General features: G+C 31.7%; 16 protein-coding genes. All 16 read right to left on the bottom strand.

What is annotated here, in order from left to right; all coding sequences use genetic code 11:
* Positions 1 to 675, bottom strand: a 675-nt coding sequence (locus Q0W95_RS05935) for an HAD-IB family hydrolase (RefSeq protein WP_297790853.1), incomplete at its 3' end; no start/stop codon positions are given.
* A 1-nt stretch (position 676) separates the two neighbouring features.
* Positions 677 to 1,084 (bottom strand): hypothetical protein, encoded by a 408-nt coding sequence (locus Q0W95_RS05930; RefSeq protein ID WP_297790851.1) that lies wholly within the window; start codon positions 1,082 to 1,084, stop codon positions 677 to 679.
* Between the two features lie 10 nt (positions 1,085 to 1,094).
* The gene (locus Q0W95_RS05925) at positions 1,095 to 1,565 is read right to left on the bottom strand and encodes a metallophosphoesterase (protein ID WP_297790849.1); all 471 of its coding nucleotides are present in this window, start codon (positions 1,563 to 1,565) and stop codon (positions 1,095 to 1,097) included.
* Positions 1,562 to 2,140, bottom strand: coding sequence for an RdgB/HAM1 family non-canonical purine NTP pyrophosphatase (gene rdgB, locus Q0W95_RS05920; RefSeq protein ID WP_297790847.1), 579 nt, complete (start codon positions 2,138 to 2,140; stop codon positions 1,562 to 1,564). Before rdgB ends, Q0W95_RS05925 begins: the two co-directional genes overlap by 4 nt.
* Before the next feature lie 51 nt (positions 2,141 to 2,191).
* Positions 2,192 to 3,688 carry a hypothetical protein gene (locus Q0W95_RS05915; protein WP_297790845.1) on the bottom strand — a complete coding sequence of 499 codons (1,497 nt, stop codon included), beginning with the start codon at positions 3,686 to 3,688 and terminating at the stop codon, positions 2,192 to 2,194.
* Positions 3,672 to 5,147, bottom strand: coding sequence for a HAMP domain-containing sensor histidine kinase (locus tag Q0W95_RS05910; protein ID WP_297790843.1), 1,476 nt, complete (start codon positions 5,145 to 5,147; stop codon positions 3,672 to 3,674). The genes Q0W95_RS05915 and Q0W95_RS05910 overlap by 17 nt, the downstream gene beginning before the upstream one ends.
* Complete coding sequence (locus Q0W95_RS05905; protein WP_297790841.1) at positions 5,138 to 5,836, bottom strand: response regulator transcription factor; 699 nt, start codon at positions 5,834 to 5,836, stop codon at positions 5,138 to 5,140. The genes Q0W95_RS05910 and Q0W95_RS05905 overlap by 10 nt, the downstream gene beginning before the upstream one ends.
* A complete protein-coding gene (locus Q0W95_RS05900; protein WP_297790839.1) occupies positions 5,826 to 6,728 on the bottom strand; it encodes an ROK family protein in 903 nt (300 codons plus the stop codon). Before Q0W95_RS05900 ends, Q0W95_RS05905 begins: the two co-directional genes overlap by 11 nt.
* A 2-nt stretch (positions 6,729 to 6,730) precedes the next feature.
* Entirely contained in the window at positions 6,731 to 7,687 is a 957-nt protein-coding gene (locus Q0W95_RS05895; protein ID WP_297790837.1) for an RluA family pseudouridine synthase, read from the bottom strand.
* Between the two features lie 2 nt (positions 7,688 to 7,689).
* The gene (locus tag Q0W95_RS05890) at positions 7,690 to 8,235 is read right to left on the bottom strand and encodes a DUF6648 family protein (protein ID WP_297790835.1); all 546 of its coding nucleotides are present in this window, start codon (positions 8,233 to 8,235) and stop codon (positions 7,690 to 7,692) included.
* 33 nt (positions 8,236 to 8,268) lie between these two features.
* Positions 8,269 to 8,697 carry a hypothetical protein gene (locus Q0W95_RS05885; RefSeq protein WP_297790833.1) on the bottom strand — a complete coding sequence of 143 codons (429 nt, stop codon included), beginning with the start codon at positions 8,695 to 8,697 and terminating at the stop codon, positions 8,269 to 8,271.
* A 1-nt stretch (position 8,698) separates the two neighbouring features.
* Complete coding sequence (locus Q0W95_RS05880; protein ID WP_297790831.1) at positions 8,699 to 9,646, bottom strand: TIGR01212 family radical SAM protein; 948 nt, start codon at positions 9,644 to 9,646, stop codon at positions 8,699 to 8,701.
* A complete protein-coding gene (locus Q0W95_RS05875) occupies positions 9,639 to 9,995 on the bottom strand; it encodes a DUF1292 domain-containing protein (protein WP_297790829.1) in 357 nt (118 codons plus the stop codon). Before Q0W95_RS05875 ends, Q0W95_RS05880 begins: the two co-directional genes overlap by 8 nt.
* 15 nt (positions 9,996 to 10,010) lie before the next feature.
* A complete protein-coding gene (locus tag Q0W95_RS05870) occupies positions 10,011 to 11,375 on the bottom strand; it encodes a hypothetical protein (protein ID WP_297790828.1) in 1,365 nt (454 codons plus the stop codon).
* A gap of 8 nt (positions 11,376 to 11,383) precedes the next feature.
* Positions 11,384 to 12,130: a peptidylprolyl isomerase gene (locus Q0W95_RS05865; RefSeq protein ID WP_297790826.1), complete on the bottom strand. Its 747-nt coding sequence runs from the start codon at positions 12,128 to 12,130 to the stop codon at positions 11,384 to 11,386.
* Positions 12,114 to 12,881 carry an RNA-binding protein gene (locus Q0W95_RS05860; RefSeq protein WP_297790824.1) on the bottom strand — a complete coding sequence of 256 codons (768 nt, stop codon included), beginning with the start codon at positions 12,879 to 12,881 and terminating at the stop codon, positions 12,114 to 12,116. The genes Q0W95_RS05865 and Q0W95_RS05860 overlap by 17 nt, the downstream gene beginning before the upstream one ends.
* Positions 12,882 to 12,949 lie beyond the last annotated feature (68 nt).

The following is a 12,949-nucleotide window of genomic DNA, read 5'->3' as shown; positions in this document are numbered from 1 at the left end:
GTTTATAACAGCTTTATTCCTTAAATCTTCATCTGAATAAAGTTTCTCTATTAACTCATAGCTAGGATTAATGGCGTGAGGATTTCCAACCATTTGAAACATAGTTATGTCGCCATTAGTATCACCATATGAGTAAGAATTTTCTAAATCTATGTTATATCTCTTATCCAAATCCTTAATTGCTGAAAGTTTGCTTTTTCCATCCCACATAGGATTTATTTTACCAGTAAATTTATCATTTTCATCAAAGATGTAAGCAGTCGAAATAGATTCAGTTGCTCCATAAAATTCTGCGAAAGAATCTACCAAAAAGTCTGGAGACCCTGAGATAAAGAAAATTAAATCCCCATTTTCCTTATGTCTTTCTACGGCTTTTCTAGTAATCAAATAAACCTTATTTTTATTTTCTTCAATTACAATTTTTGAGTACTTTTGTATTACCTTCCTATCAAGACCAACCATGCTTTTTTGATAAACTAAGGCCGCCTTATCTAAGTAGTCTTCATAAGCACCAACTCTATTCTGATACTTTTCAAATAAAGGTCCAATTTCATCATTCCAAGGATTATCCCTAAGTATACCATCTTTACTAAGCTTAATAAAATGCTCTACAAGTAGAGAATTTCTAAAAAGTGTTCCATCAATATCAAAAAATGCAGCTCGTCTTTTCCCCATCCTAGGCTCCCTTATTTCTAGTTTTCTTGCTAGCTTGACGTTTTTTTGCTACTCTTTGCTTTGACTTAACTTTCGATACGTCTAAGCCATCCATACCTTCCATTTTTTCTTTTATTTGCATAATAAGCTCAATAGCATATGCACATATTATTCCAACTAAAGCAGAACTTCCCAAAAATATAGCAATCCAAGCCATATTCAAGCCAGTCTTACTCGTAAAGGTAGCTAAGGAAATTATAGCTGTAATTATTGAAATAATACCAACTCCAAAAGATGGAATGTATTTTACAATTCTTTTATTACTAATAAAATATAGGATAACAGAAACTGCACCCATTATAATGGAAAATATTGGTAATATTGCCAGTCTTGATGAATATTGAGAAACTAAATTTATTAGTCCAGTCATACTTCCTCCCTTAATTAACACTAACTTTAGTTACGTTGATTTTATCATTTATATCTAAAATTACAAAACCTCTACTGCCATCTCTTGGTAAAGTTGGTGAACCTGGGTTTAGTAGCAATATATTATTTCTAACTTCGTTTACAAAAATATGGATATGTCCAAAGATAACGATACTACAATCAAGCTCACTAGCTCGTTCTAGCAAACGCTCATAGGTATAGTCAACATCATATTTATGTCCATGACAAAGGAATATTCTCCTATCGCCAATATCTACTACCTTTTCATAATCTCCTGAAGAAAAATAATCGTTATTCCCCTTAACTGCGTAGTAGTTTATTCCAGTTTCGTAATAAATGTTTTTAACATCTTCCAGCCCATCACCAGCGTGAATCATCAAGTCAATATCATTGTTAGATAAAATATAATCACTTATTGTATCATACATACCGTGAGTATCACTTGTTACTAAAATCTTCATATCTCACCTAAAAAATCTTTGAATTTCTGCATAGCCTTTGCCCTGTGAGATATCTGATTTTTTTCATGAACACTCATTTCTGCTAAAGTCTTAGAAAAACCATCAGCAAGAAAAATCTTATCGTAGCCAAAATCACCTACTCCCTTTTCCTCCTTGGTAATTTCTCCATTCAATATTCCCTCAAAATAATGGCAGTTACCGCTTGAATCTATAAAAGCTATAACAGTTTTAAAGCAAGCTTTTCTTGATGACTTATCTTTAAGCTCATCCAAAAGCTTGTTTCTATTATCAAGATAAGTCGCATTTTCTCCAGCATACCTGTGTGAATAGATGCCTGGTCTCATTTCCAAAGCATCCACAAAAAGCCCTGTATCATCTGCAAAAACTGGCTTTCCTGTGAGTTCATACAAAGCATGAGCCTTCTTGTAGGCATTTTCTTCTAGGGTTTTCCCATCTTCTACAACGTAAAAGTCGTTTATTCCAACATCCTTCGGCATCTTTATAAGGTCATTTCCGAGCATTTCCCTAACTTCTATTAGCTTGTCTTTATTTCCACTTGCAAAGAGTAACTCCATATTTTCTCCTTCTAAAATAATAACAGAAAAATAAAGTTCTAGTCAAATAAATTATTTATAATCTTCAATAATTTTATTATAATTTGTGAAAGCTGATTCTAGATTTTCTGCACTTGTTCCTGTTTGTTCATCAATACTAACAATTGATGAAGAGTTGATTGTAGGTATAGAATAAATCGGTTTTTTGTCAATAAGGCTATCCTTTATTCTGTGAACCAAAATTTCATCAGGTGTTTGAATTACAATATATTTTCCATTTGCTAAAATATAATAATCCTTAAACTCGCTATTAATATTTCTAACTTGATCCCTTGTTATAGTATTCTTTTTAGTAGTTTTATTAATCATTTGATTACCAATAGCTATTTCCATTGGGAAGAAATTTTGTACAAAACTTTCACCATCTCCCGCCGATATTGATGATTGAAATATCCATTGTCCTTGATTCCTAACTATACCAAAATTAGTATTATCAAAGGCAATGCTTCCTTGATTAATCTCCTTAAAATTCGTGTCTGCTTCTTCCTGAACTCTTTCCTTAAAAATTAGGTCAGAATCTTGTTCACCTGTAAATTCTTCCAATGACATGAAGTTTTGGTCAGATAAATTTTTTGTTTCAAAAATGGCATACTTTCTAATAGGATTATTATTTTCAGAGCTAGTATAATCAATAGATATAAAATCGCTAGATACATAATTTATTCTCATGTCTAGGTTTATATTCTTAAAAGAATATTTGTTTCTGACAGTTGAATCATTCATTTTATCTCTTAATCTAATAGGATATGATAGTATCTCATCATAATTATTTGTTATGTTGTTATTTTTTGCATTAACTGACCAATATTCTTCATTGTTTTTTATGAAGATATTGTAGACTTTTTTATATGTGATGCTATTATCATCTTTTATTCTAAGTAGATAAGTATAATAATTATAAACTGAATTATCATTAGAACTATCCACTCTTTCTCTAACTCCAATTAGCAAAGCTACATCCTCTGCGACTTCTTCCCCATCCTGAGTTGTAGTTCTTTCTTTGCTAGCTCTCTTAGAGTACTCACTAATTACTTTGCTATCCACTTTATTTGAAATTTTTTCTAGTGTAACTAAAGTATCATTCGATATAAATAATAACTTTGTATCTGATTTTTTAATAAAGTCTTTAGCAAAAAGCTGACCTTGAGAAGCATTTATTATTGTTACATTTTCCTTCTTATCTATTTTCTTATTTTCGATGCCCCTGTTTTTAAAATATTTTAATAAATTTACATATTTTGATGAAAAAGTAGGTGGAAAAGCGTAGTTATCTCCTATAGCAACTAAATTTTTATCTATATATATTAAATCCCCAACCTTAGAATTTACTTCTTTGTCCGCCTTCATCTCTCCATCAACTTCAACGACCTTCCGTGTTCCAGCTATGGATGGAACATCTTGCTTGGGTGTCTGTATTAAACTATTCAAATCTTCTGGATCCGAGTTTGTACAGGAAGTCAAAACTAATATTACTATTAATATATATAAGTTTTTAATAAACTTTTTCATCTTCTAACCTCGGAATTTCTACTATTACTGACGTTCCAACTTTGTGCTTGCTCTTAATTACTAATTTTCCACCATGGGCTTTTATAATTTCTTCACAGATTGAAAGACCAAGACCTGTTTGAGATTTAGAAGATGAACCTTTATAGAACTTGCTTGCAACAAAGGCAATCTCATCATCTTTAATACCTTCGCCATTATCCTTGATAGTTATGAGAACCTTCTCGTCTTCTTGATCTAGAATAAGGTCAATTTCTCCACCATCTTCTGTAAATTTAATAGCATTATCAATTATATTTATAAGGACTTCTTTCATTCTATTTTTATCTGCATAGACTGGTAGATTCTTATAAATAGTCACAAATTTAAAGTCGATGTTTCGACTACTTGTTCTAGGGAAAAGTTGAGTATGAACTTGCTTACTTAACTCTACAATATCTAATTTTTCCTTATTATATTTAAAGTTAGATGATGAAAGTCTTGAGAAATCCAATAAATCTTCAACCATCATTGATAGCCTATCTCCTTCATCTTCTATTATTTTTAGACCTTGGCCCATCATATCTTCATTTTTTTGGATCTCTGGAGCTTGAAGAGTAATTGCCCAGCCTTTTATAGATGTTAGTGGAGTCCTAAGTTCATGAGATACTGAAGAGATAAATTCATTTTTCATATCTTCTCTTTTTATAATGTTATCACTCAAATTATTTAGGGTGCTAGCTAATTCTGATATCTCATTATTGCCCTTAACTTCAGCCTTTACAGAGTAATCACCAGCCGCTAGCTTTTCGGAAACACCAATCAGCTCATTTATTGGTCTAACAAAGCTTGTTGCTGCAAAAAATGATACTATAAGAGCGGCAATTGTTACAACAACTCCAAATAAAACATACCAAAAAGCATCCTCAGTAATTCTCTTTGATACTTTGTCTAAGGAGCTCGTAAGTCTAATAATTCCAACTTGTTGGTCAGATGATAGAAGGGGGTAGGATAAAGACATAACTTTTTCTCCACTGCCTTCTCTCTTACTTTTAGAAAAATCTTGCTTGCCTTCTATAGCAGAATTAACATCAAAACTATCTAGTTTTTTGCCAACCACATCTGAGCCTAAAGAGTCATACAAAACAACACCAGAGTTATCAAGAATTTGAACCTGGGTTTCATTTTGTCTATAAAAAATATTCTTATCGCCTATGATAATATCAGATAAGTCATACCTGTTCATATAGTTGCTGTATTGGAGCTGGTTGATTCTAGCCTGATTTTTCATAGAGTCAGCCAAGGCAGATTCATAATAGGTTCTAATGCTATTAAAAGAAAAAATTTCAAATCCAATAACAACAGTAAATACAAATACCATTATTATTTTTATTACAGAAAATTTTATACTTTCATTTGGACTTTCATTATTGTAAGATTTAATTTCTCTTTCTATAAATTCTTCACTTTTTCTTATTTCCATCTATAGCCTGTTCCCCAAACTGTTTCAATATACTCAGGCTTAGCTGGATTTTCTTCAATCTTAGCCCTTATCCTTCTAATGTTTACATCCACTATTTTAGTGTCATTACTATAATTTTCTCCCCATGTTTGAGCCATAATTTCATCTCTAGTCATTGCCTTTCCCTTATTTTTAATAAAGTTTTGAAGAATGGTAAACTCTGTAGGGGTTACATCAATTTCTCTATCACCTTTATAAAAGCTTTTTGCATATACATCTAAGGTAAAAGGTCCATCTGTTATATTATCTTTGCCTTTTTCCTTGCTATCTGTTTGAACCAAATTAACTCTTCTCATAAGAGATCTCACCCTTAAAATAAGTTCCTGGGGATTAAATGGTTTGATAATATAGTCGTCAGCCCCTTTTTCAAGTCCTAGGATTTTATCAATATCTTGAGACTTTGCAGATACCATTATAATCCCAGTCATTGGTGATAGGCTTCTAATCTTCTCACAAACCTCGTATCCACTTATTCCTGGAAGCATTATATCAAGGATTGCTACAGCTGGTTTTTCTTGTTCAAAAATCTTAATTGCTTCTTCCCCACTAGCAGCTTCCACTGTTTGATAACCTTGATAGTCAAGGTTAATCTTCATAAACTGTCTAATTGGATCTTCATCATCTACAATTAATATTTTTTTATTTTCCATTAGTATTCCTTTCAAAGGCGATTTTGGCAGCTCCTATCACCCCTGCATTATTCAAAAATTGGGCTGGTATAATCTCTACATCGCCTGGTTTATTACAATATTCTTGGAATTTTTCAATCATACCATCCCAGAATACATCTTTAGCATGAATAACTCCACCACCAACTACTATAACATCAGGATCAAAAATATTTCTAAGAGATGTTAAGAGATAGCCTAGATTTGACTGATAATTGTTTAAAACTTTTCTAGCATCATCATCAGTATCAACTAGGTCAAAGATAGCTTGACCACTTAATTCTTTACCAGTTAATTTCTCATAATCCTTAGTCAAAGCAGTTCCAGCGCAATAACTTTCTGCACATCCATCTTGACCACAAGTACAAGGATCTCCACCTGGATGTAGTAACAAGTGACCTAGCTCCGCTCCTTGGAAGTGGGAACCTTTTAAAAGTCCACCCTCTTTGGTATAGATTGCTCCTCCTAGTCCAGTTCCTAGTGTAATCATAACTACATTATCATAATCCTTGCATGCACCAATCCATTTTTCTGCAATTAGCGCTATATTAGCATCATTTTCTACGAAAACAGGAACGTCGACAAACTCTTCTACTGCTTCTTTTAAGTTAAGACCTGTCCACCCTTTGATATTTCCAGCAAATGTTACTATTCCATTTTCTGAATCAATAAAACCAGGTGTACCAATCCCTATAGCACTTGCTTCTTTGTAAGAAAGGGCGTAGATAGCATTCTTAATATTTTCAAGAACTACTTCTCTTCCCCTATTTGCATTAGTAGGAACTTCTTTTCTCTCAAGAATTTTTCCTTCATCATCAATAAGACACGCATTTATCTTAGTTCCGCCGATATCAATTCCAATAACCTTTCCCATAACTACTCCTTAGTAAAAATTTCATCTTTTAATTTTAATACTTTACTCTTCTTATGCGAATAAAATTCCTTACCCTCTAAATATCTTAATTCATCGATTTGTCCAAACCTTACTTTATAGGCTAATAAAACTTGATTATTGACTCCATATTTTCTAAGCCTTTCATTAACTGACTCACTTCCATACTTCCTATCTCCAATTATTGGAGTAGAATTTTCCATCAGAGAAAATCTTATCTGGTGGGTCTTTCCTGTGTCAAGCTTACATTCCAGAAGAGTATATTTTCCATTGCTTGATAAGGGCTTGAAAAATGTTCTTATGTGAGAACCCTCACTTGATTTCTTTATTTTATTCCTATTTTCATTCTTAGTAATAGTGGTATCAATTGTAAAATCTTTCGCAATATTACCCTTAACAATAGTAAGGTAATATTTATCTATCTTATTATCTCTAATAGACTTATTTAGACTCCTTAAAGCCCTAGCATTTTTTGCTCCTATAACTAGTCCTGCTGTATTCCTATCTAACCTATTAACAACAGCTGGTTTAAAGGTCTTATCACTCATGTCAAAAGACTTAGTTTTGTATAAATAAGAAAGCATATTATCAACCAAATTATTTCCATAGTCTTTACTTGAAGAACTATGGGTCAACATCCCCTCTTTTTTATCCATTATGATAAGATTATCATCCTCGTAAATTATGTCTAGATTAAAATCTCTAGGAGTAAAATCAGTTTTAGTAAGCCGTTTTTTATAGTCTTCATCCTTGATATACATTTTAACAAAGTCGCCGGCATAAATAAAATCATCAATTTTAGCTCTCTTATTATTTATTTTGAAGTTTTTCTTTCTAATATTTTTTTGTAAGACAGAAAGTGGAGCATTTTCAAAATACTTTCTCAAAAATCTATCAAAGCGCTGGTTACCATCATTTTCATTTATTTGAATTTCTATCATAATTAATATGATTTATTGACATATGAATCAATTATAGAAGCTCTAGCTTCTTCACAAAAGACTCCCTTATCCTTCAATTTTTCCAAAATTCTTTTATTTTTGGAATGAAGCACAAGTTTTTCAATATTAAGGACGTTAATCTCAAAAATAAACCCCTGTAGTCTCTTGGATTTGAGACTTATGAAATATGACTCAAGGTTTTTATAATCAATGATTTCTAATAATCTTTGGGTTGCTAAATCTTTTAGGTAGTAGAAATTTTCCCTATCATTGATTAATTTGTTGTAATTCTTCTTTTTTTTCTTAATATTTTGATAGAGTTTGGCTTCGCAGTTGCATTTTTTCGCCATTATATTGTAATACTGGTAATTATAAATTGCTTGTTGAAGTTTATCAATTTGTGCAAATGGTTTAAGTTCAAGTTTTCTTATAAAATTATAATTCAAATCTAAGAACTCATCCTTATCTATCTTCGACTCATCCAATAAATCAATGATTTCCTTTCTCCAACTTTCAAATATGTTAAGTTTTGTTTCTTCTATATTCATAATAAAAAACCGCCTCAAGCGAGACGGTTACAACTAATCTTCTAGTTTCAATTCAATAACTTCTGCATCTAGAGAGCTAGGAACGTCTTTACTTGTCCAATCTAAGCCTAGGTATATGTCAGATTTTGAATATTCAGATAAGCTTCTAAGTCTTTGGCAAACTTCTTCAATATTATCCTTATTAATATCTATAATGTCATATATTCCATCAATGTAGATTTTTCCAATATCATAGTCACGAGCAAGGATACCACCCAAGAATCCTAAAAGACCATCAACATTAGCTACCTTATAGCTTTTAGCATTTATAAGTCTTACCTTATAATCTAGTGTTGTAATTTGGCTATCATCAGCATCCACAAAAACAATATTGTTATTTCCCTTTTGTTTTTCTTTGTTAGCTTCTTCAACTAGATATTTTGTTTTTCCAACACCTTGTTCGCCTAATACTAAATAAATCATATTATTCCCCCTTGATTTTATCAAAAATTATTTTTTTGCTCTTATCGCCTTGAACAATTCCATTGTAATTCATATACTTCACTATTTCATCTCTTATAAGCCACCAAGATGTATCCCAGTTACAAAAAGATGTTTCTTCTTTCGGTGCTCTACCTACAAGTCGTGCGATAGCTACATCCTTATCTAAATATCGAAGAAATTCTATTACATTTCTTTGATAATCTTCCTTGCTAATCATATCTACTTCACCTTTTTTGTAAAGTTTATCAAGCATCGTTCCCTTTACTATAAAAAGAGAATGCATTTTTACTTCCTTGACCTTCAAGGAATTTATTATCCTAGCAGTTTCTATCACGTCTCTTAAATCATCCCATGGTAAGGATAAGATTACATGAGTACAAACTCTTATTTTGTATTCATTTAATAAGGCTACAGCAGCTATAAAATCAGCCAAGGACTCTCCCCTATTGAGGATGTCCAAGCTTCTATAATTCGCCGTTTGTAGTCCGAGTTCAAAGGTAATATCAATGCCAGTTTCTTTCCTAAAGTCTTCTAAAAACATCAACTTATCACGAGTAACACAATCACTTCTAGTTGAAATTGCAATAGCTACGATATAATCCTTATTACAAGCTCTTATTACTTCTTTAAACTCTTTAAGCGTCATATAAGTATTTGAAAAGTTTTGAAAATATGCAATGAATTTGCTCGCTTTATATCTACTTCCTATATACTCCTTATTACTTGCCAGCTGTTGTTCAACCGTCATAGTTGAAGGAAGATTCTCAAACGAACCTCCCGATTCTGAGCAGAAAATACAACCTCCTCTCCCACAAGCACCATCCCTGTTGGGGCAAGTAAGATATAATTTTATAGGTAGTTTATATACTTTTTGTCCATAAGTATTCTTATAATACTCACTTACAGAATAATAGGGTATATTATTCATCAATTACATCATCTTCATCTAAGTCACTCTCATAATCTTCTACAAGATTATCTAAGGCTTCCTCGTCCCAATAGTGACTAAATAGATGAAAAACTTCTTCCATTTCTTCTTCATCTTCTATAATCTGAAGGTTAATTTCTTCATTATCAAAAGAATCATTATAGTAAAATAGATAAACCTGCGAACTTTCGCTTGAAAGTAAGGCTACATAGTCAGTTTCATCAACTGTAAATATATCAATTAGATAACATTGATCTGTGTTTTCATCAAAACCTATTTCAATTATTGCCTTTCCCTCGTTCTTACCAAATTCTACCTCATGACCATGTAGATTAAATTTTTCTGTCATAGTCTCTCCTAACTATTAGTTAATTTCGTTAAATACGTTTTCAAGAATGATAATTGTATTTAATATATCATTGCTAAATGAATAATAAACATCATCACCTTTCTTATATTTTACCCCAAGTGATATTATTTTCACATTTAAACCTTTAAATATAATACTGCTATCAAGTGAGTACTGAGTCTTTATAACTTTGAACTCTTCTCCTCTAATTTCTCTGAAGGAGGACTTGAAAATATCTGTCAATGAGTTATCATTATTTTTCCATTTATCTATATGATATCTTTCAGTTAGCGTAGATGAAGAAATCGTTGCAGCAAGATTAAATTTTTCAACCATTGCCTTCATACTTTCATCTGACAATGACCTTAATACGAGTATTAAATTTATATTATTTCTCAAACTCCTAGCAGTAGCAAGATTACATGAGCTTACTATTTGGTCATCGACAGAGTTTACAAAGTAACTACCAATTGGTATCAGCTCAATAAATGAAGCTAGATGGTTGAATGATTCTTTAGTTATCGGATCTTGTTTTTTATTTTCAATTTGAACTAAGGTCAATTTTAAATCTGGTTCATACTTGAGGTTTTTCTCGATAGTTTCATTCTTTACAATTTCAAATATATTTATAAGGTCAGCTTCATATTCCTCATTTACAATAAGGTCTAAAGACGCAGTTGATGGTATAAAATCATACCTTTCTCCACCAACAAGCGAAACTATGTCAAGATCAACTTTTGCTTTAATTTTTCTTATTATTGTCATCAAAAGTTTTATTGAATTAAGTTTGACCTTGTCGGATTCTTCTCCTGCATGTCCGCCAGTTAAGTCATCTAGGGAAAGTCTATATGTTTTGAATGAGTAATCTGGAACAAACCTATCAACCTTAACCTGATTTAATAAGAGTTTTAAGCCTGAAAATTCATCTGCCACACATGAACCCTGTCTCAAATTCAAGTTAATTATCTTGTCTGTCCTAAGTATGTCCCTAATTTCTGTATACTTATTATCAGATATGTGGATATTGTTGTGAGTTAGTAAAATATCAAAACTACTACTACATTCAGTCAATAAATATGTTATAACTAGAAATGAAGTAATCAAATTTATACTGAAGTTGGCTTTTATTATTTTATTTTCACCTTCATTTTCCCAAGAAACTTTCATCGTTTGCTTGGAGTAATCTAAGTTTAGGTGTAAGAGAGCCTTAGGATTATCACCTTTTTTTATATAGTAACAATCTGAAAATTTTATTATTTCAAGATTCAAACTTCTAGCCTTATCAATAATAAGTTGTTCTATAGATTTAATTGTTCCATTTTCTGGAAGATTAGCTCCTATATACCTATTTAGATTACTGATTTGTGATTCATAATCCATACTTTTACCTAGTAGTATTTTTTAACTTCTACATCCTTCTTTAATTCATCTAACTTCTTTAGGTAAGCTTCTTGTCTTTTTACCATAAGTACCCTTTGTTCAACCTGGTCTTTAATTTCATCATAGGTTGGTGTTTTAACATTTTCTATATTTTCGAGCTTGATTATATGATAACCAAATTGTGATTTTACTGGTTTTGATATCTCACCAACTTTTAATCCGTCAAGACCATCTTGAAATTCTTTAACCATAACTCCCTTAGGGAATTTTCCTAGTGACCCTCCGTTTGACTTAGATGGATCAATTGAGTATTTTTTAGCTGCTTGTGCAAAATCGAGTCCTCCATCTATTTCTTCCTTGACTTTTTTTGCCTCATTCTCATTTTCTATCAATATGTGTGAGGCTTGGTAGAGAATTGGAGGATTTAATGTATCTTTATTTTCTTCATAATATTTTTTTATCTCTTCCTCATCTATTTTAACTTGGCTAAAAATCTTATGCATAGCATAATTTTTCAACATATTTGTTTTAACTGCTTCAAGCTCTTTTACAAATTCTTCTTCTTGGTCAAACTTATAGTCAAGGGCGTCTTTTAGTAAGATTTCTTGGTTAACTATCTCATCTGCAAGAACTTTAATTCCTTCTTCGTTATTAAATCTTTGCCCATCTTCCATATTAGCCATTAATTGATAAACATCACTTGTATGAATTTGTTTGCCATTAACTTCAGCTAAAAGTTTATTTTTTTCTTCCATTTATACCTTCTTTCAATTCAATCCTATTATTATATATTATTATATCATTATTCTTATATAATCTTCCTAGAGCCCTCTTGTAGGCGGCCTTACTCATATTAAAGACATTATAAATCTTATCTGGTGACGACTTATCTGATATATTTACAACACCACCATTGTCATAGAGATAATCAAGTATCCTATCGCTATCCGCATCCATTTGTAGGTAGGCTCTTTGTCTTAAAGAAAGTTCAATTTTTCCGTCTGCCTTTACTTCCTTAACTCTCGCTTCTATAAGTTCACCTTCTATATGAACTCCCCTAAGCTCGTTCATTCTTAAAAGAGCATCATACTTATCCTCAAGGGCTATAAAAGCTCCAATTGACTTATTTATTGAATATATTCTCCCACTTACCTCATCATTCTCCCTATAGGAGTGCTCATTTGATAAAAGCTCTCTAATCTTTGATGTTAGATAAACATATCCATTCTTATTTTCCTTAAAAGCAACAGGATAGGTCATATCCATTAATACCTTATAGGTTCTTTCTTCAAAAGGCATAAAAATATTCCTATTTTCTTTTATCTTGAAATAAACACCTTTTTTATCTACATCTACTGCTTGTAGAGAGTGAATTGTGCCGATTTCAAAGGGGAAATTAAGACTTGCCCTAAGAACTTGATTTCTATCATGATATAAGATTGCTTCAACTATATCGCCAACTGCCTTGTACTTTACCAAAACCTTGTCTAATACGGCATCACCCATACTTGTTTTAAGGTAGGCCTCTGTCTCTTATACACATCTGACGCTGCCGACGACCTAACACAGGTGTA

It is taken from the genome of uncultured Anaerococcus sp. (genome assembly GCF_947253225.1).
GTDB lineage: Bacteria > Bacillota > Clostridia > Tissierellales > Peptoniphilaceae > Anaerococcus.
Note: the sequence above shows the minus strand (reverse complement) of the source record. Positions and strands in the feature narration are given on the sequence as shown.

Coding starts and splice junctions, on each gene's coding strand:
- Q0W95_RS05875 (WP_297790829.1), bottom strand. CDS start 9,995: ATGACAGAAAAATTTAATCTACATGGTCATGAGGTAGAATTTGGTAAG.
- Q0W95_RS05905 (WP_297790841.1), bottom strand. CDS start 5,836: ATGGAAAATAAAAAAATATTAATTGTAGATGATGAAGATCCAATTAGA.
- Q0W95_RS05900 (WP_297790839.1), bottom strand. CDS start 6,728: ATGGGAAAGGTTATTGGAATTGATATCGGCGGAACTAAGATAAATGCG.
- rdgB (WP_297790847.1), bottom strand. CDS start 2,140: ATGGAGTTACTCTTTGCAAGTGGAAATAAAGACAAGCTAATAGAAGTT.
- Q0W95_RS05880 (WP_297790831.1), bottom strand. CDS start 9,646: ATGAATAATATACCCTATTATTCTGTAAGTGAGTATTATAAGAATACT.
- Q0W95_RS05890 (WP_297790835.1), bottom strand. CDS start 8,235: ATGAATATAGAAGAAACAAAACTTAACATATTTGAAAGTTGGAGAAAG.
- Q0W95_RS05870 (WP_297790828.1), bottom strand. CDS start 11,375: ATGGATTATGAATCACAAATCAGTAATCTAAATAGGTATATAGGAGCT.
- Q0W95_RS05865 (WP_297790826.1), bottom strand. CDS start 12,130: ATGGAAGAAAAAAATAAACTTTTAGCTGAAGTTAATGGCAAACAAATT.
- Q0W95_RS05910 (WP_297790843.1), bottom strand. CDS start 5,147: ATGGAAATAAGAAAAAGTGAAGAATTTATAGAAAGAGAAATTAAATCT.
- Q0W95_RS05925 (WP_297790849.1), bottom strand. CDS start 1,565: ATGAAGATTTTAGTAACAAGTGATACTCACGGTATGTATGATACAATA.
- Q0W95_RS05915 (WP_297790845.1), bottom strand. CDS start 3,688: ATGAAAAAGTTTATTAAAAACTTATATATATTAATAGTAATATTAGTT.
- Q0W95_RS05930 (WP_297790851.1), bottom strand. CDS start 1,084: ATGACTGGACTAATAAATTTAGTTTCTCAATATTCATCAAGACTGGCA.
- Q0W95_RS05895 (WP_297790837.1), bottom strand. CDS start 7,687: ATGATAGAAATTCAAATAAATGAAAATGATGGTAACCAGCGCTTTGAT.
- Q0W95_RS05860 (WP_297790824.1), bottom strand. CDS start 12,881: ATGGGTGATGCCGTATTAGACAAGGTTTTGGTAAAGTACAAGGCAGTT.
- Q0W95_RS05885 (WP_297790833.1), bottom strand. CDS start 8,697: ATGATTTATTTAGTATTAGGCGAACAAGGTGTTGGAAAAACAAAATAT.